This is a genomic window from Pseudoalteromonas sp. SG41-2 (genome assembly GCF_014164535.1).
GTDB classification, from domain to species: domain Bacteria; phylum Pseudomonadota; class Gammaproteobacteria; order Enterobacterales; family Alteromonadaceae; genus Pseudoalteromonas; species Pseudoalteromonas rhizosphaerae.
The window spans coordinates 233,708-257,403 of record NZ_JACJFK010000001.1; the positions used below are offsets into that span (position 1 = coordinate 233,708).

Below are 23,696 nucleotides of genomic sequence, written 5' to 3' on the forward strand. Positions count from 1 at the left end.
GTAGTTAAACTTAAAACGACCGTTATTTAGTTATTTTGTTTGCTAGGTTAGTTAATAAATCAACGGCTTTAAAGCTCGCCGCTTCCATTTGCGATATATGATCAATCATTTTATCCGAATGGCCATCTGCAAAGGCTTGCAATGCTTGTATGCCATGGTTGTGAATCTCGGCGTGCGGGGCTTCTAAGTTTTTAAATTCAATATGGGAGGCGTATTTAGCTGCACCATCACCTTTATAGTACCATTTACCTAAACGACACATTGTGTGATCGGCAAATTCATCTGTGGTTTTATCAGATAAACCAAGTAGTACCTTATAAACTTCCAGTTTCCAAACGATATGATCCATTTTTACCGTCTGAATAAATGCGTTTTCAGTTGAGTCGGTAATAACTGAATACATGTTTTGTGAGAACGTAACAATTTTATTAGCGGTATCTTCGATAGCCGCTGAACTTTCACTGATCTCATTACTTTGTTTCCCGACGTCGGTAATGTTGCCAACAACGTGGTCCATTTGTTGGTTTACTTGTTCAATTAAGCCTGAAATTTCATTCGATGCATCAGCTGAGCGTTGTGCTAATGTGCGAACTTCATCTGCAACTACGGCAAAGCCTCTACCTTGTTCTCCAGCTCTGGCGGCCTCAATAGCAGCATTAAGGGCTAGTAAGTTAGTTTGGTCAGAGATGCCTTTGATAATGTTTACAAAGTCATTAATCCCTGCTGTGACTGTTTGTAATTGCTTTACAGATTCAGAGGCTGTTTTAGTGTCTCTGGATATCACAGAAGTTGATTGCAAAGTGGCGGATAGCATTACAATAATGTTATCAAGCAATTGCTGTGATGATTGAAAGCCATCTCTGTGCATTACAAGTTCACTTGAATTTGCTGCTAGGCTCTCCCTGATTTGCTCTATTAAAATTGAAGACTGTAGCCACAAGCGGTTTAATTCGTCTTGTTGTTTGGCAGTTTTATCAGTTTGATTTATTTGCGCTACTAACTGACTTTTAGCATTCTTAACTTGTTCCAGTTCATCATGCAGTGCTTCATTTTGGTTACGAATATCTACAATTTCATTTTTTAGTTTTGCAATTTCTTTTTTATACTTAGAATTAAATATCACGTATTTGTCCAACTGTTTCTGTAAATGTGCCCAGAGTAAATCTCAGCGTTGTGCTAGCACACTTAATCTAATAGGTTATTAGGTTAGTTTAGCAAACTATGTCGTAATTTTTTTGAGCAAGCGCAATAAAACAGTGTGCCATTGCTATTTTTAGGTCAACAGAGCAGCCTTAATGCGAGGAAATAACATCGCTTTATTAGTAAACTATATGTTTGAAGATAGTTGCGCGCAAGAACATTTGTTAGTTTAACTGAGACAGACGACTTTATTCCGCCCTGTTTCTTTAGCTTTATAAAGACCAAGATCGGCTTGTTTAACCATGTCTTTATATTCACCTTGTTGATTATATTCACAGACACCTAAAGAAACAGTGACCTGAAGTAGCTTATCTTGGTAAGTCAATTCAATGTTACTTACGGCTAAGCGTAACTTTTCTGCAAGATGCGATGCTTGCTCTTTATTGGTTTCAGGTAAAAACACCAGAAATTCTTCACCTCCCCAGCGAGCAACTTTATCCATACTTCTAATTGAATCTTGCAATGCGCTAGCCACTTTTTGCAATACAATGTCACCATAGTCATGTCCATAGGTGTCGTTGAGTACTTTAAAATGATCTATATCCAGCAAAATAATACTAAAAGTTTTTTTATTGCGATTAACCCGGCTCATTTCTAATTCAAAGATATCGTGCAATGCGCGGCGATTAAATAGTCCCGTGAGCTGATCGCGCAACGCAAGCTCTTTAACTTGCAGGTAGGCAGAGTGTTTTAGTCTATAGGCAATATAAATAAATAGGATAATTAAAAGACTGAAGGCAACGATCCCATAGAGTCGTAGAATTGCATTTTCATTGCTTGTTTGCGCTAGTTTAGCTTCGATTAATGACTTTTCTTTAGAGGCAATATCATAGGCTGCTTGTGATTGATCAAATTTTTCTTTTGCAGCTAATGAGGTACTTTCATCATCTAATTCTTTGTATTCAACCATAAGTTCTAATGCGCGTTGGTAATTTCCTAATGATTGATAATTTTCGATCATTGGCGGATAGTTTTCTAAACGTTTGATGAGTTGACTCTCGCTTGAAAATATAGCAAGGGCTTGCTCAAAATAGTCGGCAGCAAGTTTATAATTACCTAAACTTTGATTGCTTTGTGCCAGATTACTTAAAACGGTAGGCTTATGTATTAAATCATTGTTTTTATTTACAATATCTAACGCTTTTAAATAATAATCAATGGCTTTTTGGTGCTCATTTAGCTCAGCATAAATAGTGCCTTTATTAATAATTATAGGAACTCGGTCAAATATATTATGAAAGTGGGCTACTTTTTCGGCTTGATTAATGGCAATTAATGCCTCTTGGTATTGGGCTTTATCAACGTACATTGCAGCTAAGTTTGCATACAGCTCAGTGAGCAGTATGTCATTTTCAGGGTATGCTGCTATTGCCTGTTGAGTGTATTCAATCGCTTTGTCGTAGTTTTTCATATAATAATTGGTAAACCCTAAACCAATTAATATCTTCGGTGAAGCATATCCTTGAATGTTTATTTGTAAATCGTGAGCATGTAAGATTTTATCGAGTCCATCTACCATTTTTCCTTGTCTAACAGAGTTAATTCCATACAAATAGTAAGTCATACTCGTAGCAAGCTGTGTGTCATCAGCAAAAGACACCGCTTTTGATAAATAAGAATCGGCTTCGGCAAACTTACCTAAGCGATATTTCATTAGTCCGAGGTTGTCATAAAGTGCGTATTTAGTTTCTATATCGACTTCGCTAACGAGTAATTGTGAGACATCGTCTTTGAGCAAGTCGAATTCATGCCAGTTCTTGTCTTCATTCATAAATGCAAGCCAAACAACCATTAACTCAGCTTGTTGTGTGGTTGATTGTGCCGAGGAATATGTTGTCCTTAATTGTTGATAAGCTTGTGCGGATTCACCATCGCTTTTGAGCTGTTTTATTTCACTGAGTGTGGATTCTAGTGAGTCAATTTGCTCTGTGGCATAGCCACTATTAATAAACGTTAGCAGTAGTAATATTAAAATACCTTGTCGTACCATTATAAAGTCCAAAGAGTAAGGGGCGTGTTGAAGTCAACTAATGCCAAAGTTTTTGCAGTGGGAGCTGTGTTTATTTCACTGATCAGTGTGAATAAGCATAAATTAATTATCGCTAAAAGCGACATTATTGCCGTTATATTTTAATTTTTATAGGTATTAATTTTGTATCTTTGTCTTAAAGCGTTGCGCGTAAAAAATTTAAAGTTTGCGTGGATAAGTCGCAGAACAACACGTCTGCGACTCAATTATAGCGAAGTGTAATTAGTAACGTTTTTTAGGTGCTTTTAGTTGTGAATCAAATTCATCAGGAAATAAAATCGTGCCGTCGTCTTCTTCAGTTGGAAAAACGGCGATAAGTAAGTCATCTTGTTCAAGACCGGGTGTCCATCGGGTTGTCCAATCTTTCAATGGAATTGCTTTAGCTGTGCAATTTTCCCACTCACCGGTAGCCCATGCCTCGGCATAAATACGTTCAGGCCATACCGGTACACAATCATCATCTTCGTTGGCGAGCATAACACAGCCATCGTCGTCATTTAATATCCACACTTGTTTGAACTCTTGGACGGTCTCAAACATAAAAGCCAATCTTTTTTTGGCTCCTAAATTTAAGATTGTCTCGAATTTTTCAGATGCGGTTGCAGTTGCATTACTCATTAATAGACTCTCTCTAGAATGGCTTAGGTATAGTATATTGACTAATATGACAAAATGTCGATTAGTTAAAAATTAATTACACATTGCGTGGTATAAATCGTCGGCGAGTTGGCTTAGATCTTGTTCGCAGCGGTTAGTCAGTGCATAGGTTCGCAAGCCGTAAAGGCCCATTGCTAAAAAACGAGCTAGATGCTCAGCTGTGCGTGTGTTTGGGATTTCACCTTCTTTTATCGCGCGCTCAAATTGTTCGGCGAGGGCGTTTTCGTAGGCGTTTAAATTTGTCATTAGTACGTGGCTGATCTGTGAATCTTGCCCTTCAACTTCACTAATACTTTTAGTCAGTAAACATACTTTCATCGCATCACCACTGATACACTCGTTGACTATTGAGTCTAAGTATTGGCGTAGGCTTGGTAAAACGGGTTTATGTTGACAAAAAAGTGCCGTAAATTGCTGATTTCTATCAGCCTGATATTGCTCAATAGCCGCTAAAAAAATACCTTTTTTATTACCAAACGCAGCATATAAAGATCCCGGATGAAGCGCTGTAACTTGCGTTAATTTTTGCATACTCGTTTTAGCATAACCGTGTTGCATAAAAGCCAGCATCGCTTGGCGAAGTACAAATTCACGGTCAAATTCGGCTATTCTCATAGGGCGCTCTGTTGCATTCTATTTGACTTATAAGGTGTAGATGGGGTTAGTTTACTTAATCTTGAACAAATATTCAAAAATAGACTTGAATGTTTTATTGTTCGCCCTTATCTTGAATGTACACTCAAGATAAGGATTGATAAGAATGACCACTGATCTACTGCAACCGTTTAAGCTTAATGACACGATTGAATTACAAAACCGTATACTTATGGCACCGCTAACGCGTTGTATGGCTGACGATAACTTAGTGCCAACCCAAGCGATGGTTGATTACTACGCACGCCGTGCTGAAGCCGGTTTAATAATTAGTGAAGCCACGATTATTCGCCCTGATGCGCAAGGTTACCCGAATACGCCAGGTTTATTTACCAGCGCACAAATTCAAGGCTGGAAAAAAGTAACCGATGCTGTGCATGAGCAGGGCGGTAAAATGTTTGCACAACTTTGGCATGTTGGTCGGGTTGCACATCCACACTTTTTTGATGGCGACGTTTTAGCCCCATCGGCTATTGGTGTTGAAGGCTCTGTACCACGTATGCGTGAGCTTACTTATATTACCCCAAAAGCAGCAACCACTGCCGATATTAAGTCATTAATTGCAGATTATGCAAAGGCTGCAGAGAATGCACTTGAAGCTGGATTTGATGGCGTTGAGATCCATGGTGCGAATGGTTACTTAATCGATCAGTTTTTACATTATGCAGCCAATGAGCGTGATGATGAATACGGGCAAACTCCAGAGAATATGTCGCGTTTTGCACTTGAAGTTGTTGATGCGGTAATTAACGTCATCGGTGCAGATAAAACTGGGCTACGTTTATCTCCTGGTGCTTACTTTAATATGAGCGAAGATAGCCGCGATAAAGCGGTATTTGATTACCTCTTAAACGAGTTGAATAGCCGAGCACTCGCTTACTTACATGGCGGTATTTTTGACGATAGCATGCGCTTTGCAAGCCTTGCAGATAAAACGACGTCAGAATATTTACGTGCGGCTTATTCAGGTACTTTAGTGGGTGTTGGTAGCTATGATTTTGACACGGCTAAAGCTGCGATTAACGCCAATAAGTTTGATTTAATTGCTATTGGTCGCCCGTTTATTGCAAACCCAGATTACATCAGTAAAATCAAAAATGCTGAAGAAGTGGTTCCGTATAGTGATGAAATGCTGGCTGAACTAATTTAAACGTAATTTATTTTAGTCACTAAACCACCTACGCTCGTAGGTGGTTGCATTAACGCCATACATGTTGATTGCAAACTCGTTTTAGGTATTTATTTGCGATTAGCAATATTGCTTTTTAATCGTTACTAATACTGTGAAAAATACTTTTTCGTATTGATTTAACTCCCTCTCTATTTCCTACAAATATTACCGCGATAGACTGTTATTTAAATTATAATATCTTTATATGTTAATTGGTTAAGCTGCATTGTTGCCATAAATAATCAATATTTTTGTCACTGTTACGTCAATTTTTTCGAGCTTTTTTGTCATATATTCCCTCCATACTTTGCCCGTATACAAAACAATAATTGCAAATGGGACAACAATGCGTACTTTTACTAAAAGATCGACTTTAAGCTTAGCAATCGCTTTAGCGTTTTCAACTAATAGCTTTGCAAATACCAACGAAATCGAAGAAGTCACGGTAGTGGCAAAACCAACGAGCTATGCAAATAGTGTGATTGAGCAATCAATGATTGAACAGCAGAGTTCGGTATCAAGTGTATTATCGGTGATGGATAACCTACCGGGAATTAGTATTAACGAAGGTGATGCATTTGGTGGTGATGATTGGTCTACCACTATTACGATGCGCGGCTTTAGTATCGATGGTAACCAACAGCAGTTAGGTATGACGGTTGATGGTATTCCAAACGGTGGCTCTAATTATGGCGGTGGTGCAAAAGCTAATCGCTACCTAGACAGCGAAAACTTAGCCACGGTTGAAGTGGGCCAAGGTACCTCAGATATCGCCTCGGCATCACTTGAAGCGCTCGGTGGTACGTTTAATTTTGTTAGTAAAGATCCTAGCCTTGAGCGAGGAACTACATTTGCTTACACCAATGGTGACCATGATGCGACCCGTTATTATTTTAAGCATGAAACTGGCACTCTCTTTGATAACACGCAAGCTTATGTGAGTTATTCACAAACCAATACTAGCCGCTGGATAGGTGATGGCAGTAATGGTGGTAAAGATAATCAACATGCTGAGGCTAAATTTGTATCTAATTTTAATGCGCTGACTGTAACAGGGCGTTTATCGTATGATGATGTAAGTGAGACCAACTATAACAGTGTGAGCTTGCAGCAATTTGCGCAAACACCAGATTGGGATCAACTAACTTGGAATTGGACTGGCGTGCCACACTTTGACCAAATGTTTGCAGAAGGTTGGGGTACATTGCGTGAAAATGCGTTAGGTTACGTAAAGTTTGAATATGCAATCTCACCTTCGTCATTATTAACAATCAGCCCTTATTACCATAAAAACTCAGGGCGTGGTGATTGGATCCCACCTTATTTAACATCACCTGTCGATAAAGACGGTAATCCAACAACCGAAGGCGGCACAAATGCTGGCTCATATGGTTTTGCAGATAGCCAAGGTAAGCCATTAACGCCTAACGCAAATTGTACGGATACACTCAGTTGGCCATGGGATTCAGGCACAGGGTTGAATCCGGCGTGTTACCCAGATTCCGCAATACCGGTAATGTCATATCGCCATACACACTATGACAAGGACCGTTTAGGTTTAACCGCCGATTATAAATTAACCTTAGGGATGCACGATATTGAAGCAGGTATTTGGCTTGAGCAAACTGATCGTGACGAATCTCGTGATTGGCATAAAGTTATTGACGCTCGCGTGTATCATCACTTTGATAGCACCCCATACTGGACGCAATATAAAAATACTTTTGAAACAGATACCTTTAAGTGGTACGTACAAGATTCTATCAGCCTAGGCGATTTTACAGTTAATCTTGGCGCTAAACAGTATTTAGTTGAATTACAAAAATACGATCATTTTGCAGATCTACGCTCTGATAAAATAAACAGTGATTCAGATGTGTTATTTAGTGCAGGTGCTTTGTACCAGCTAACTAGCAGTACTGAGTTATTTGCCAGTTTTAGTGAAAATTTCTCAGCAATTAAAGATGGAGTGCTGGAGCGTGATAGTTCTACACTCACAGAAATTGAACCAGAAACAGCTGAAAATATCGACTTTGGTGTACGTTATAAAGCAGACCGCTTGAGCCTAACTGCGACCGCTTATTCTATTGCCTTTGATAACCGTATTACTTTTATCGCACCTGGCAGTGATACCGGCGGGATTGATTATACGATAGGTACAAATGGCTCTTACATCAATGTAGGTGGTATTGACTCGCAAGGTATTGAACTATCAGCAAGTTATATGCTTACAAATGAATGGAATATTTATACTTCATACACTAATAACAGCTCTGAATACGCATCGCACGATCCAAGTGCCTACGATGCCGATGGTGTTATCCTCAAAGATGAAGACGGAAAAGCGCTACCGCCAAGCTTTAAAAAAGGCGATGACGTTATCGATTCACCAAGCGATATGTTTGTGCTTTCGACCGATTATTACAGTGGCGACTTCCGCTTTGGTATATCCGCTAAATATACCGGTGAACGCTTAGGTGCATTTTTAGATGAGCAAACTCGTACACGTAATAAAGTTGATGGTTATACCGTGCTTGATATCAATGCCGGTTATGCTGCAGACGTCAATGCCGGCCCATTTAAATCAATCGATATTGCTTTTGCTGTCACTAACGTAACAGATAAACAGTATTTAGCGGGTGGGACAGGTAATGGCAGCACTTATTTTATTGGTGCACCACGAACTGCAGCACTTACATTTACTGCTAATTTTTAAGCCCTAATTATAAAAATAATAACCAAAACCCATCCTTGTTGATGGGTTTTTATTGATAGGAATACTATGAAAGCAATAGCTAAACTGGCCGTAATAGGCTGTACATTAATGGTAAGTCATATTGTCAAAGCCAGTGATAATGTCGTGCTTGTGACGCTTGATGGAGTGCGTTGGCAAGAGGTATTTAACGGCGCCGATCAAAAATTGTTAGCAAATCCCGATTTTGTTAAACAGCCTGAGCAATTGAAACAACAGTTTTGGCGCGATGACAAACACGCCCGACAAGCTCAGTTAATGCCATTTATTAGCAATACGATTGCTCAACACGGTGTGTTAATTGGCGATAGAGAGAATGGTTCAACAATGTCGGTGAGTAACCCGTGGTATTTTTCATACCCAGGCTACAGTGAGATCTTAACTGGCAGTGTTGATGAGGCAATTAACAGTAATGATAAAACGCCAAATCCAAATAAAACTATTTTAGAGCGATTAGAGCAACGCGCTGACTATAAAAATAAAACCGCCTTATTTGGTAGTTGGGATGTATTTCCGTTTATTGTTAATACCAAACGCAGCGACGTATATGTAAATGCGGGTTTTATGCCAATTGAGGCAGACTTATTTGCCGATGCGCCACTATTAAATGCTTTACAACAGGAGATCCCAAGTCCTTGGCATAATGTGCGTTTAGACAGTTTTACATATCGTTTTGCCAAAGCTTATATGCTGGCAAAAAAGCCTAAGTTATTAGTGATCAGCTTAGGTGAAACCGATGATTTTGCCCATGATGGTCATTACGATCACTATTTGCAGTCGGCTAAACAAAGTGACGCTTTTATCAAAGATTTATGGCAAACCATTCAGACTACACCTGGCTATAAAAATAACACAACGCTTATTATCACCACGGATCATGGCCGTGGCAGTAACGCTAATGATTGGCAGCATCATAGTTCAAAACAAGCAATGGCAAAATCGGAGCAAGGTCGTAAAGCTTTTCCTGAGGGAATTATTGGCTCTGAGCATATTTGGTTAGCTGCAATTGGCCCAGATATTAAACCGCAAGGTTTATTAAAAACAACAACAGAGCTCAAACAAGCACAAGTTGCGGCAACGATTTTAACCGTACTTGGCGAAAACCCTAAGCAGCTTAATCCCGCTATGGCGGATGCAATTAATGAGATTTTAAAATGAAGCATTTAATTAAAGCGGCCGCATTGGTAAGCATTGTTGCGAGTTTTTCAGTATTAAGTACACCGCAAAAACTAACGCCACAAAAAATACTGTTTGGCTCATGTGGGCATCAAGATAAAGATATTCCGATTTTTGACGCGATCAATAAAGAGCAGGCAGATTTGTTTATCTTTTTGGGTGATAACATCTACGGCGACACCAACGATATGCGCGTACTTGCCGATAAATATCAGCGCTTAGGCGCTAAGCCCGGCTTTAAAACGTTAAAAGCACAGACTCCCCTTATTGCCATGTGGGATGATCATGATTTTGGCCAAAATGATGCAGGTAAAGAGTACCCACATAAAGAACAGTCTCGGGAAATTATGCTCGACTTTTGGCAAGAGCCACCGGGTTCAGTGCGTCGCACACGTGCCGATGGGATTTATACTTCGTATATGTATGGCGAAGGTGAGCACACGATACAAGTGATCATGCCTGATCTGCGTTGGAATCGCGATGCACTTAACCACGTTAGTGAAACACAATACAAGACTGAGCGTAAAGCGAGTAATCAAGGGCCTTATAGCCCAAGTGAAGTAAAAGGCGCATCGATGTTAGGTGAGGCGCAGTGGCAATGGCTTGAACAAGAGCTTAAAAAGCCTGCTGCAATTAAACTGATTGCTTCGAGCTTACAGTTACTGCCTGACTTTACCGGCTGGGAGTCGTGGGCTAATTTTCCGGAGGATAGAAACCGTTTATTTGCGTTAATTAAAAAACACAAAGTAAACGGCGTGGTAATTATCAGTGGTGACACACATTGGGGTGAGATATCAAGGTATGAACAAAACCTTGATTATCCACTGATTGAAATGACCAGCTCAGGCCTTACTGAAAAATGGAAAAACGTCAGTCCTAATAAACACCGCGTGGGGAAGTTCACACATGACGTTAATTACGGTGATTTAAGCATTGATTGGCAACAAACAGATCCAGCTATTTCACTCCAGCTAAAAGGCATTGATGGCGATGTGATCATGCAAAGCCAATTTAGCTTATCAAGTATTAGCCCATATAAATAATGACTCCCTCAGAAAATAAAACGCACAGTAGCTATACTGTGCGTATAAAAAGTGAGTTAATTATTGTGCTAACTCGCTGATTTATTAATGCCAATTAGCGACAATGGCTACCCCTATAATTGAAAATATCTTACACTGTTTTTATCTCAAGCAAGAACAGTGTCGCAATGCTCAATATTATTCAATCTAACCGTATGGAAGCCCTGCAAGCGCAGTTTCATCAGCTTTTAAAAGTAAACCCATTAAGCAGCCTGTTTGATAAAGAAGTGGTGTTGGTGCAATCTCCGGGTATGTCGCAGTGGCTAAAAATTGGTTTAAGTGAAAGTTTGGGGGTGGCAGCACAGGTAGATTTTCCATTGCCATCGAGCTTCATTTGGCAGTTATACCAGCAGCTATTACCGAATGTACCCAAAGAGTCGGCGTTTAATAAACCTAATCTTGCTTGGAAGTTATTTGCTATTTTACCAAACTGCATTGATGAACCGTTATATTTACCCCTTAAAACCTACTTAGCAGGTGACACTGACGGTCAAAAAACCTTTGCTTTATGTGAAAAAATAGCCGATGTATATGACCAATATTTAATGTACCGTCCGCACTGGATAGCCACATGGGACAGCGGCACTGATAAATTAGATGATGTAGATATTAGTATCGCGCCGTGGCAGCCTGATCTGTGGAGAAAAATAGTAGCGCATAGTCAAGTGCTTGGGCAAAGTCAGTTTCATCGCGCCAATATGCAAGGGCAGTTATTAGCCGCGCTTGATAAAATGGACAGTAGCTTATTACCAAAGCGGATCAGTTTATTTGGTATTTCAGCCATTGCCAGTTCGCAACTTGATGTGTTTGATGCATTGAGTAAAAAAACCGAGGTATTTTTATTCTTTTTTAATCCCAGCGAACATTATTGGGGGGATTTAATTGATGAAAAAACGGCAGCTAAAATAACGGCTAAATACGCCAAAATGCCATTGTTGGAAGCGCAGCAAAAAAAGCAAAGTGAGCCAGAGCAAGACTACTATTTTATTGGTAATCCGTTGTTATCATCGTGGGGTAAATTAGGCCGTGATTACTTTGAACAACTGGTACAGCGTGACGCAAGCTGGATTGATGGCTTTATTGATGTGTTTGACGACAGTTTACTTGGTCAAATTCAAAGCGAAATTTACCAGTTAGCGTTTAAAGGTGAATCCCTTACTGACAATAAAGAATGGTTTATAAACGATGAAGGTAAGCTTGCAATAAGCACTACCGATACCAGCATTGCTCTAAGTGATTGCCATACTCCACTTAGAGAAGTTGAGCGTTTGCACGATTACTTACTTAATTTATTTAATCAAAACCCCGCACTCACCCCAAAAGATATTATAGTAATGATGCCGGATGTTGGCACTTATAGCCCTTACATCGAAGCGGTATTTGGCGGTGCGCAGGGTAACCGTTTTATTCCCTATGCGTTAGCTGATCTAGCCATTGAGCAAGAAAAACCGGTACTGAGTTCGTTTGCAAGCTTAGCTGATCTGCCGTTTTCGCGCTTTGGTGTGTCAGATATCCTTGATTTACTGCAAGTGACGCAAATAGCTGAAAAGTTTAGTGTTGAAGCGCACGAATATGAGCAAATTCAATATTGGCTTGAGCGTGTTGGCGTCAAGTGGGGAATAAACGCCGAGCATAAGCATAGCTTTGATTTACCCGCGATAGAATTAAATACCTGGCAACATGGCTTAAACCGCTTATTGTTAGGTATTGCCCAACGTGATGAACAATGCCCGTTTAATGGCATATATAGCGCTGATGAAGTGGAAGGGATGGCACTTGATACACTCAATAAATTAGTGCATTTTATTGATGTATTGCAACACTTTAAACACAGGCTCACCCCAGACGACACGCTAACTAATAAAACCCTTATCCTGAGTGAACTATTAACGGCTATTTACGAGAGCGAAAGCGACGATAGCTGGGATTTACTGGTACTGCAAAAGGTGCTCGAAGAGCTGCAAAAGCACCATGATAATGGCGATTACACGCAAGTAGTGTCACAGCGTATTGTGAGTTATTTAATTAAACAAGGCATTCAAGAAAAAGGTGTAGGGCAACGCTTTTTAGTCGGCCAAGTGAATTTTTGTACGCTAATGCCAATGCGTGCTGTGCCATTTAAAGTGGTGTGTATGTTAGGGCTTAACGATGCCGATTACCCACGAACGGTGCAGCCGATTGGTTTTGATTTAGTGCCTTATTCGAAAAAGCAAAAAGGTGACCGATCGCGCAAATTAGATGACCGTTACTTATTTTTAGAAGCGCTGCTCAGTGCCCGTGATAACTTATACATGAGTTATATTGGCCGTTCATGTTTTGATAATCAACCGCGTATGCCATCAACCTTAGTGAGTGAATTACTAGAATACATTGGCCGCAGTTTCAAATTTGCTGAGCCAAGTGAGCAAACCTTGCCTGAGTGTTTGATCAATAAACAGCATTTACAGCCTTTTAATAGCCTAAATTATCAGGCAGATACCACTAATACGCTGCAATCCAATCACAGTTATAATCCAATTTGGTTACCCGCTCAGGCGATAATCCCAGAGCCACTGACGGCGCTTGAGGTCAGCGCACCTGAACATCTTGAGCTGGATATGTTTATCCGCAGCGTATGCAATGCACAAGAGAGTTTTTATCAGCAAAGTTTAGGGTTGCGTTTAGCACAATTTAACGAAGTAGCTAAAGATGAAGAGCCATTTAGTTTAGACGCACTGCAGCGTTATTTTTATCTCGACGAAATACTCGAAGCGGCTATTTTTGAGCAGCCCCTTAGTCGTGAGCAAATACTGCAACGAGGCGAGTTACCGCAGGCGCATGTTGGAGATTTGATTTTTGATAAAATGCAGCACCGGGTTGATGCACTGGCAGGGCAAGTTAAAGAGCACATCAAGGGCGGCAAAAATGAACCGATTGAAGTTGCGCTAACACTTCACAGTGATAACAACAGTACTGAGCTTGAAGGCTGGTTAAATCATCTTTATCAGCACAAACAAGTGTTTTATCGAAGTGCCAGTATCAAGGCAAAAGATCTCATCAAGGGCTTTATATATCACCTTGTTGCGCAGTGCGTGGATCAACATGTAGAAACTGTATTACTTGGGCTTGATAAACAAATCACTTTTGCAGCTTTGGATAAAGCAGATGCCCAAGCACTGTTGCAAGATTGGTTTACTTTATATAACGCGCTACTTAAAGAACCCGTAGCGTTTTTTCCTGTGAGTGGCTATGAGTACGTAAAAAGTGGTGGCGATATCGGCAAAGCAATGAGCAAATTTAGCCCACAATATATTGGCCGAGGCGAGGGCGAGAACCCCTATATTCGCTTAACAACGCAATCGTTGAATGAGTGCCAAGAGGAATTTATACGCTGGAGCGATATGCTACTTGCGCCGTTATTTGCACATGCAAAGGAGAGTGACCATGCAAGCGCTTAATCCACTTACGATGCCGCTTATTGGGCAAAGTCTCATTGAAGCCAGTGCAGGCACCGGTAAAACTTATACTATTACAGGTTTATATTTACGTTATTTACTCGGCATGCAAATCGCGCAACAACACTCATCGCCCGTAAATACTCCGTTGAGTGTTGAACAAATATTGGTCGTTACGTTTACCGATGCCGCCACCCAAGAAATTAAAGACCGTGTGCGCACTCGTATTATAGCAGCACGTGATGCACTGCTTGGCCAAGCAACAGAGGATGAGCTGATCAATGCTGTGATCGCCACAATCGATGATAAACACCGTGCATTTGATTTGCTCGATGCCGCCGCTAAATCGATGGATGAAGCAGCAATATTCACCATTCATGGTTTTTGCCAACGAATGTTAAAACAGCATGCGTTTGAGTCTGGTGTGGCGTTTAATTTGGAGTTTATTTTAGATCAACGGGAGATCTTGCTTGAAACCATTAAAGATTTTTGGCGAGTGTTTGTATATCCACTCAATAAAGAAAAAACCGATGCAATTTTAGAGGTATTTGCTGCCCCTGAAGCGTTATTTAGTAAAGTGGCCAACATACTTAATAAAGGCAATGCGCTGGTTACTCCGCAAATAAAACTAGATGATGTGTGGCAAGCACGCGAGCTATATCTTGGTAAAGTCGCGAGCTTTAAAAAAGCCTGCCTTGATAGCGAATTTATTGCAGCTGTAAAAAGCTCTGGCTTAAGTGGTGCCAAAACACCTGCACGTAAAGGTAGCCTTGCAGCGCTTGAGGCATTTTGTAAAGGTGATGAGCTATTTTTTGAGTTTGGTACAAACAAGTACTCTTATGAAATATGGAGTACTGAAAACCTCAGTGACGAAGCTAATTATAAAAAAAATCAGCCTTTGTTTAGTCATGTAATGCTTAGCCAGTTTGATGAAATGGCTAAGCTTGTTAACACTGTTAATCAAGGCTTGGCAATCGCTATTGTGCAACATGCGGCAAGTTGGGTTAAACAAGCCATTGTAAAACGCAAGCAAGAGCAAAGCGTTATAACTCCTGATGATTTATTAACTAATTTGCACAGTGCACTCAATACAGAGCAAGGCGCAGCACTGGCAGAAAAAATAGCGCAGTTGTTCCCGGTAGCGATGATTGATGAGTTTCAAGATACTGATCCCATTCAGTACGGTATTTTTAGTAAAATTTATAGCCAAGAAAACACCACGCTTGCCATGATAGGCGACCCTAAACAAGCTATTTACGGTTTTAGGGGCGCGGATATTTTTACGTACATTGGTGCTAAACACGAAGTGGCAAAGGAGCAGCAATTTACCCTTGGTACTAACTTTCGTTCCAGTAGCGATGTGGTTGCAAGCGTCAATGCACTGTTTAGTAAACACGATAACAGCTTTATTTATAACGATGCGATCCCGTTTAATCGCGTGGCGGCACAAGGTAAAAAAGCCGATAAATCGTTTTTAATAGATGGCCAACCTGCCACCGCCTTTGAGTTTTGTGTGTTTGCAGATAGCGCCGCAGATGAAAAAAATAAACCAACTAATAAAGGCATTGGCCAGCAACATTTAGCTAGCTATTTTGCCAATAAAATAGTGATCTTACTTGAGCAAGCACAGCAAGGGCGTGCGTGTATTGCGAATAAGCCAGTCACGGCGGCAGATATTTGTATTTTGGTGCGTGATCGGGTTGAAGCGCAAATTATGAAAAAAGCCCTCAGTGATGCCAAAATTGCGAGCGTGTACTTATCCCGTGAGAGTGTATTTAGCCAAGAGCTGAGCCATCATTTACTTAATTTTTTATCGGCTTTACATGGCCAATACAACGAATCATTGTTGCGAGGCGTGTTAGCTGGGCCACTATTTTGCTTAAGTTATAATGACATTTATGCCTTGGCTGATGATGAAGCACAGTGGCAAGAGCATCTTAACTTTTTTGCTTACCTGAGCTCTATTTGGTACAAACAAGGTGCAATGGCAATGCTTGAGCACTTACTCAGTCACAATCAATTAAGCGCGAAATGGCAAGGGTTGGGTTACAACGTTGAACGTTGGCTGACCGATTTTCGTCATTTAGGCGAGATCCTACAGCAAAAACAAATCGAGCTAGAGGGTACTTTACGGTTATTACGTTGGTTTGCGCAGCAAGTAAGTCAACAAGATGGTGAAACCGTGCAAGTACGCCTTGAGAGTGATGCCAATTTGGTAAAAATAGTCACTATGCATGCTTCAAAAGGGCTTGAATACCCGCTGGTATTTATGCCATTTGCCAGCGGTTATCGTGAAACGAAAGATGCGTTGTATCATCAGGATGGCCAGCTGATTTACGATCTCAGTAAAAACGATGATGCGTTACAAAAAGCGGAGCAAGAACGCCTAGCTGAAGATCTACGGTTATTGTATGTTGCACTCACTCGCGCCGTTCATTACTGCGCAATTGGTATGTATAACCTAGGCCAAGGACAAAGTAGTCGGTTGGCAATTCAAAGTAGCTCCTTGGGGCATGTATTATTTGCAGGACTTGATATCACCAGTAGTTTAGTGTGGCGCACGCATTTACAAGAGTTTTGTGCTGACAAACCAGCCATGAGCTATCAACAGTTTACTAGCGAAGAGTTATCTCAGCAGGGTGCATTATCACTGCAATCAAGCCAAACACAAAGTCACAGTGTGAGTGTTAATAAGGTTAAAGTTAAAATTGAACGTGATTGGCGCACCACCAGTTTTAGTGCGCTGAGTTTTAAAAGTCATAGCGAGCATTTAGAACCTGGGCGCAGCGACGAAGATCATCAAAAAGATGAGTTTGCCACGCAACAAGACGATATTCGCTCACCTTATAGCTTTCCCAAGGGGGCAAAACCGGGTAGTTGTTTACACGAGATTTTTGAGCAATTGGATTTCACCAGCCCAGAGCAGCACCCCACAAACCATGAGCAAAACCTAAGCGTGGTAGTTGAGCGCAGCTTAAACAAATACCATATTAGTGAGCAATGGCAAGAGACAACTGAGCAATGGGTGCTTGCCGCGTTAAACTGCCCATTGAATGAAAACGGTTTAAGCTTAAGTAAATTAACGCCACGGGATTGTTTGGTTGAAATGGAGTTTAATCTGCCAATTACCAGTTTAACGGCAAAAGGCTTGAATGAAACATTGATTAAGCACTTTGGTTTTAATCAAAGTAGGCTCGATTTTTATGATGTAAAAGGCTTATTAAAAGGGTTTGTCGATTTAATATTTTGTCATAACGAGCAGTATTTTATTTTGGATTATAAGTCTAACTTTTTAGGCAACCAGCCAACTGATTATGAGCAAGAGCATTTAGAGCAAGCTATGAGTAGCCACCAGTACCATTTACAGTATCTAATTTACACCGTGGCATTGCATCGGTTATTAAAACAACGGATCAACAATTACAGCATTGAGCAGCATTTAGGTGGCGTATATTACACCTTTTTACGTGGTATGGCAGATGGAAAAGGTGTGTACTTTAAAAAGTTGACCGCCGAGCAAGTTATTATTTTAGATGGGCTTTTTAGTCAAGGCAGTGTTGCCCAAAGCATAGATGAGGCAACCGAAAATAGCCAAGGAGCAATGCTATGAGCGTGTTAGATACCAATACAGCCATTGCAACAGCAGCGACGAACGACGTACAAATAGTGCCATTATTTGATTACCTACTTAGCGAAAACCGGCTACGAATGGTTGATATAAAACTGGCAGAATTACTGTGTAGCAGTGAGCAAACTCAACAACCAAACGACGTTTATTCACTGCTTTTATTACTCTGTTTATCGCAGCAAAGTCAGCACAGCTGTTTAGATTTAGCGCAGGTAGATTGGCGTAATCCGTTTAATTTACGCCAAAGTGATTTTACCAAACTAGCGGGCATAATTCCTGACACACTCAGCCCGTTTAACGACACATTTACCACCGCAGAGGCAATTAATTGCTTGCAAAACCATCCTAGTGTCGGGGAGACTAAACCGTTACAGTTACTTGAACAACGACTTTATTTTGCACGTCTAAGCGGTTATGAGCAAACACTGGCATCAAGATTGTTGTTAATGAGTGAGCGTAAGCTCGATATTGATAGCGATAAGTTAACTCAGTTACTTTGTGACTATTTCCCCGAACAAGATGCACCAGAGCAAGGGCTCGATTGGCAAAAGGTTGCCTGTGCGATGGCAGCAACCAAAGGCTTTAGCGTTATTACCGGTGGCCCAGGAACAGGTAAAACCACGACCGTGACTAAGCTACTAGCAATTTTACAATCGCTTTATCAAAATGCCCCACTGAGTATTAAGTTGGTGGCACCGACAGGCAAAGCCGCTGCGCGATTAAGTGAATCAATCCTTGGGGCAAAACAACAGTTAAAAGATAAAATAAGCGCTGCTATTACGCCGCTGATCCCAGAAAGCGCGCAAACGATTCACCGGTTACTGGGGGTAAAACCGTTTACTAATAAGTTTAGGCATAACCGCAGTAATCCATTGCATTTAGATGTATTGATCATTGATGAAGCGTCGATGGTTGATTTATCGCTGATGGCTAAACTAATTGAGGCCTTACCAGAGCATGCGCGACTTATATTACTCGGTGACAAAGACCAGCTTGCCTCGGTTGATACCGGCAGTGTAATGAGCGATTTATGCCAAGGTTTAGTGCTTGGCCAAACACCAAGTTATTCAGAGGCGCGTTGCGCTGAACTAAACAGCTTATGCTTTAATAACCAGCGCAAATTAGTCGCAGGTAATAGTCAATTCAAACTGGCCGACTGTATCGCGTTTTTACAGCACAGTTACCGTTTCACAGCCGACAGCGGCATAGGTCAATTAGCATTAGCGGTTAATACCAATAACAGCGGCAAGCTCAATTATGTAGAGCAAGAGCTGAGCAGCGGCCAATTTAAAGACGTTATTTTAGACTATGACATTGTAAGTAAACCGATTGATAAACTAGTACAAAGCGCCGCCAGTAAATACGCTCAGTATCTTAATTTAATTAAACAACACGCGAGCGTACAAGACATACATAAAGCTTTTGCCAGTTACCAGTTGTTAGCCGCAGTACGCGAAGGCGATTATGGCGTTCATAGTTTAAATAAACGCATTGAAACGCAATTAAGCCAGCAAGGATTGATTAATGTAAACTCAAATCAGCGGCATTATTTGGGCATGCCGATTATGATTGCGCAAAACGATTATCAGCTAAAACTATTTAATGGAGATATTGGGATTTTAATGCACGACGACAGTGCCCAGCTCAAAGCCATATTTATTGACGAGCAGGGCAATCAACGGGCATTTTCACCAGCCAGACTACCAGCCCATGACACAGTTTATGTAATGACTATTCATAAATCACAAGGCTCCGAGTTTGCCTATACGGCTATGGTACTGCCACCACAAAACCAAGCAACTGCCGGCATCAACCGCCAGTTAGTCTACACCGGCATTACCCGTGCTAAAAACACTTTCGAGCTGGTGGCTGATAAAAAAGTGTTGTTAATGGCAATGAATAAATCAGTCAGCAGGGCATCAGGATTGTATGAGAGGTTGGTGGAGTTTTGAAAGGGAAAGCTTTAAGTTTTAAGCTGCTTGCTCTGACCCCGTTAAATTTATCATGTAGGTCAAGCTTTAGCTTTTTTGTTGTCACAGATGCTTTGATATAAAATGCTGGTTAATCAGAATCATGGGATTAAATAGATGAATTCTTTATTGGTTATTTTGCTTTTAATACCATTTGTGGCATATTCACATAGCCCAAAATTTCAACAAGTGGAGCAAGAAGCTAGGTTAATCGAAGTGACGCTTTCGGGCCGGATAGGGGTAACGGTTCTTGATACTAAAAATGGAGAATACTGGGATTACAAAGGTGATGAACGCTTCCCTTTGACAAGTACTTTTAAAACAATTGCTTGTGCAAAGTTATTGTATGACTCTGAGCAAGGGGATATTAATCTTAATAGTACAGTCAAAATTAAAAAGACAGATCTTGTGACGTATTCTCCGGTTATAGAAAAGTATGTAGGACAAGCAATAACCCTTGATGATGTGTGCTCTGCAACCATGAAAACAAGTGATAATACCGCGGCAAACATCATCATAAATGCAGTAGGGGGCACAGAAAGCATAACTGATTTTGTAAGGCACACAGGGGATGAAAAAACTCGCTTAGACCGTTTTGAGCCCGATTTAAATGAAGGAATACCAGGAGACTTAAGGGATACAACGACTCCTAAATCAATAGCAAACACTTTAAATGAACTATTATTCGGCTCAACACTTTCTCCAATGAGCCAAGAAAAGTTAAAAGCATGGATGGTCAATAACCAAGTAACTGGTAACTTGTTGCGCTCAGTGTTGCCTGAAGGTTGGAACATAGCCGATCGTTCCGGAGCTGGTGGCTTTGGTGCTCGAAGCATTACAGCTGTAGTATGGAGTGAACATCAATCACCGATCATAATTAGCATCTATATAGCGCAAACTGAGGTCTCAATGAAAGAACGCAATGAGGTGATCGCTAAACTAGGGAACTCCATTTTTAAAGTTTATACATCGCAGTCTCGTTGATAAAGCTAACGTTGAGGTCTTTCATGGATAAAGAGTTAAGTCTGATGATCCTGCCAGAACAGCTAAACCATTGAATCAAAATAGCAACTCGGCTATGGTTGATGGATTAAAAGATAAATAAAACGAGTCACTTTTAAGGCTCGTTATAGAGGGAGTAGGTACAGGTGGATATTGAAGTTGCTTTGGTAAGTGCGTTTACAGTAAATGGCAAAGGTGGCAACCCTGCTGGTGTTGTGTTTAATGCTGACAGGTTCACAGATGCTCAAAAATTAAAAATTGCCCAAGCTGTTGGGTATTCAGAAACGGCTTTTGTTGCTAGTGATAATGAAGCTGATTTTGAGGTGTCTTTTTTTACTACAACAGCAGAAGTTGATTTTTGTGGCCATGCTACGTTAGCTACTTTTTCTACTATGTTCCAAGAAGGTATGCTTACTGCGGGCACTTATGTTCAGCGCACCAAGGCTGGCATGTTATCAGTGAGTATTGAACCAAATGGTAAGGTTGTCATGGATCAGCAGTTACCTGAAAAAATAGCTGGTTTTTCATATCAAGAAATTGCCCATGTGATAGGTATTGAAAGTAATATACTTGAAAGCACAAACTTACCTATTGAAGCTATTTCAACAGGACTAGCCGATGTCATTATTGCTGTTCCTCATGGCTATTTAGATGCAATAGAGCCAAACGATGAACGTATCGCTGATTTTTGCAAACAGCATAACCTTGTTGGCTTTCATGTTTTTGAGCTTTGTGAAGTGCAAAGTAAACATACAGCCAGCTGCCGTAACTTTGCTCCTTTGTTTGGTATTTCTGAAGAGTCAGCAACAGGAAGCTCTTGTGGGGCTTTAGCATGTTACCTTACCGAGCACCTTACTGAGTTAGGAAGTGAATATGTTTTTGAACAAGGTAGGGCTATGAATTGCCATTCAATAATTACAGCATCTGTTGAGTCTAACAATTCAATAATAAACAGCGTAAAGGTGGGTGGTTTTGCCAATAGTATAGGCTCAGTAATAGTCGCCGTATAACAGCTACTCTCTTAAGCCTAGTAATTGACAATAGCGTACAATTGACTGTTTTTATTCTATGTTGAAGAAGCTTGTTTTAGCGAAGGTTAGATTACTTTAAAGGACTCAGTGTGAAATGAATACTATATTTTTGCCCATGTTCGCGCACGTGATTTTGTGTGTTGTGCTATATGGTTTGCTCACTATTGCCAGAGCCCCAAGTGTATGGGGGCTTGGTAAAAGAGCGGATGGCTCTAATCCATTTCAATCTATACAGCCAAAACTCAGCGCTAATTTGAGCAACCAATTCGAGTGGCCGGTATTTTTTCATCTGGTTTGTGTGCTTTTAATTTCTACTGATTCAACAATTAGTTCAGCTTATTATTTGCTGGCTTGGGTCTTTATCGCTGGGCGAGTGTTGCACAGTGGTGTTCAAATATTCACTTCAAACATCAGGCTGCGAGGAAGTGTTTTTACTATTAACTTCATCGCAGTACTCGCAATGTGGGTGATGTATAGCATTGAAAAAATGAGCAGTTAACAAGGTGGAAAGACTCGCAAACGTATCAAAAAATCAAACTAAACAGCTTGTAACCACTTAGGCCAAAAATAAGCATTAACACCGGTAAAGTAAGTAAGTTTACCAACATTGAGTTGGTGTATTTGCCCATTACTGATTTTTGGTTAACCAGCCACACAAGGTAAGTGGTGACAATAGGCAGTAATAGGCCATTAGCTGCTTGGGCAAAAATTATCACGGCAACAGGGTCTAAACCCAGAGACGCCACGGCTGCACCAAATAATAAAATAATAATCGCGACACTTTTAAAGCGGGTGTTATCCATTTTATTTGACCAACCTAACATGCCACATACTGCATACGCACCGGCAAGAGGGGCTGTAATTGCACTGGTTAAACCAGCTGCAAATAAGCCAATAGCAAAAAAGTAATGGGCGGCATCGCCAAGTAATGGCTCAAGTTGTACCGCCATGTTGGCAGCGCTAATTTGCCCTGCATCTGTGCCATAAAATGCCACTGACGCGGTTGATAAAATAGCCAGCGTGATCACGCCACCTAAGGTGATAGACACACCCGTATCTACATTAGTTTGCTTAATAACTTTTTGCTTATCACTTTTGCTGTCGTGCCTTGCAGCTAAAACACCTGAGTGTAAAAATAAGTTATACGGCACTATGGTGGTGCCCACTAATGCCAGTACCGTGGTAATTGAACCCTCAGGCATACTAGGGATAAACCCTGCTAACACATCACTGAGCGAGGGAGCAGCCATAACAAGTGTAGAGATAAACACTAGGCTCATTAAAATTACTAATAAAATAAGCGCGTTTTCAACGACTTTGTGTTTACCGCTGTAAAGTAACACCGCACTTAAAAATGCAATGAGTGGCGTCCAAAGCTGGGCATTAACATGAGGAAATATTTCAATTAATCCCATACTGGCACCGCTAAGGTTGCCAGCTTCATAGGCGGCACTGCCTACTCCAATGGCGCTGATCACTAAAAATATAGCGAGAGATTTAAATAGGGGCGTTTCAATGTGGGCTCTTAGCGCTTGCGCTAAATCTTGCCCGGTGGCTACGCCAAGGCGCGCCGCCATAGATTGTAATAATATGGTGGCAATAACTGAAAACAGTAATGTCCATATTAGTGCAAAACCAAAGTTTGCACCTGCCACGCTGGCAGTCGTAATAGTCCCTGGTCCAATGAAGGCAGCGGTGACGAGTAGTCCTGGTCCTAATCGCATAATTGACCTTAATAGTACTTTTGTATATTGCTATTTAAAGTTACATCTAACGTTTTATAACGCGATGCCTGTATTATTGCTGCCACTTATATTAAGTGCCTTGCAGCGATAGCCGCCCCTTGGCAAACCCTTTTTTGATGATAATCATATGTTAAAAAAGGTCGCGTAGCATACCAACTTATATAT

At 40.8% G+C, this 23,696-nt stretch carries 15 protein-coding genes; 10 read left to right on the forward strand and 5 right to left on the reverse strand.

The window, feature by feature from the left end; translation table 11 throughout:
• Positions 1-22: 22 nt before the first annotated feature.
• The 4 genes from H5186_RS23275 to H5186_RS01000 all read right to left on the reverse strand — a co-directional run bounded on the left by H5186_RS23275 (position 23) and on the right by H5186_RS01000 (position 4,501).
• Positions 23-1,123, reverse strand: a complete 1,101-nt coding sequence (locus H5186_RS23275) for a methyl-accepting chemotaxis protein (RefSeq protein ID WP_274803910.1) — start codon at positions 1,121-1,123, stop codon at positions 23-25.
• Between the two features lie 246 nt (positions 1,124-1,369).
• Positions 1,370-3,190 (reverse strand): tetratricopeptide repeat-containing diguanylate cyclase, encoded by a 1,821-nt coding sequence (locus tag H5186_RS00990; RefSeq protein ID WP_182794003.1) that lies wholly within the window; start codon positions 3,188-3,190, stop codon positions 1,370-1,372.
• Positions 3,191-3,451: 261 nt separating this feature from the next.
• Positions 3,452-3,847: a DUF2750 domain-containing protein gene (locus H5186_RS00995; protein WP_145233101.1), complete on the reverse strand. Its 396-nt coding sequence runs from the start codon at positions 3,845-3,847 to the stop codon at positions 3,452-3,454.
• Positions 3,848-3,919: 72 nt separating this feature from the next.
• Positions 3,920-4,501 carry a TetR/AcrR family transcriptional regulator gene (locus H5186_RS01000; protein ID WP_145233102.1) on the reverse strand — a complete coding sequence of 194 codons (582 nt, stop codon included), beginning with the start codon at positions 4,499-4,501 and terminating at the stop codon, positions 3,920-3,922.
• Between the two features lie 145 nt (positions 4,502-4,646).
• On the opposite strand from H5186_RS01000, the gene H5186_RS01005 reads away from it, so the two are divergent.
• The 10 genes from H5186_RS01005 to H5186_RS01050 all read left to right on the forward strand — a co-directional run bounded on the left by H5186_RS01005 (position 4,647) and on the right by H5186_RS01050 (position 22,285).
• Positions 4,647-5,690, forward strand: coding sequence for an alkene reductase (locus tag H5186_RS01005; protein ID WP_149982560.1), 1,044 nt, complete (start codon positions 4,647-4,649; stop codon positions 5,688-5,690).
• Positions 5,691-6,057: 367 nt separating this feature from the next.
• A complete protein-coding gene (locus tag H5186_RS01010; protein ID WP_182717389.1) occupies positions 6,058-8,427 on the forward strand; it encodes a TonB-dependent receptor domain-containing protein in 2,370 nt (789 codons plus the stop codon).
• A 66-nt stretch (positions 8,428-8,493) separates the two neighbouring features.
• Positions 8,494-9,621: an alkaline phosphatase family protein gene (locus tag H5186_RS01015; protein WP_182717390.1), complete on the forward strand. Its 1,128-nt coding sequence runs from the start codon at positions 8,494-8,496 to the stop codon at positions 9,619-9,621.
• Positions 9,618-10,682, forward strand: a complete 1,065-nt coding sequence (locus tag H5186_RS01020; protein WP_182785157.1) for an alkaline phosphatase D family protein — start codon at positions 9,618-9,620, stop codon at positions 10,680-10,682. Before H5186_RS01015 ends, H5186_RS01020 begins: the two co-directional genes overlap by 4 nt.
• Before the next feature lie 167 nt (positions 10,683-10,849).
• Positions 10,850-14,158 carry an exodeoxyribonuclease V subunit gamma gene (gene recC / locus H5186_RS01025; protein ID WP_182794005.1) on the forward strand — a complete coding sequence of 1,103 codons (3,309 nt, stop codon included), beginning with the start codon at positions 10,850-10,852 and terminating at the stop codon, positions 14,156-14,158.
• Entirely contained in the window at positions 14,145-17,765 is a 3,621-nt protein-coding gene (recB, locus tag H5186_RS01030; RefSeq protein WP_182717393.1) for an exodeoxyribonuclease V subunit beta, read from the forward strand. The genes recC and recB overlap by 14 nt, the downstream gene beginning before the upstream one ends.
• Complete coding sequence (gene recD, locus H5186_RS01035; RefSeq protein ID WP_182717394.1) at positions 17,762-19,735, forward strand: exodeoxyribonuclease V subunit alpha; 1,974 nt, start codon at positions 17,762-17,764, stop codon at positions 19,733-19,735. Before recB ends, recD begins: the two co-directional genes overlap by 4 nt.
• A 135-nt stretch (positions 19,736-19,870) precedes the next feature.
• Positions 19,871-20,737, forward strand: coding sequence for a CARB/PSE/RTG family carbenicillin-hydrolyzing class A beta-lactamase (gene blaCARB, locus H5186_RS01040; RefSeq protein ID WP_182794007.1), 867 nt, complete (start codon positions 19,871-19,873; stop codon positions 20,735-20,737).
• Between the two features lie 164 nt (positions 20,738-20,901).
• Entirely contained in the window at positions 20,902-21,765 is an 864-nt protein-coding gene (locus H5186_RS01045; RefSeq protein WP_182794009.1) for a PhzF family phenazine biosynthesis protein, read from the forward strand.
• Between the two features lie 115 nt (positions 21,766-21,880).
• Complete coding sequence (locus H5186_RS01050; RefSeq protein WP_145233112.1) at positions 21,881-22,285, forward strand: MAPEG family protein; 405 nt, start codon at positions 21,881-21,883, stop codon at positions 22,283-22,285.
• Between the two features lie 25 nt (positions 22,286-22,310).
• Here H5186_RS01050 and H5186_RS01055 read toward each other — a convergent pair whose 3' ends face one another.
• A complete protein-coding gene (locus H5186_RS01055; RefSeq protein WP_182794011.1) occupies positions 22,311-23,510 on the reverse strand; it encodes an Nramp family divalent metal transporter in 1,200 nt (399 codons plus the stop codon).
• Positions 23,511-23,696 lie beyond the last annotated feature (186 nt).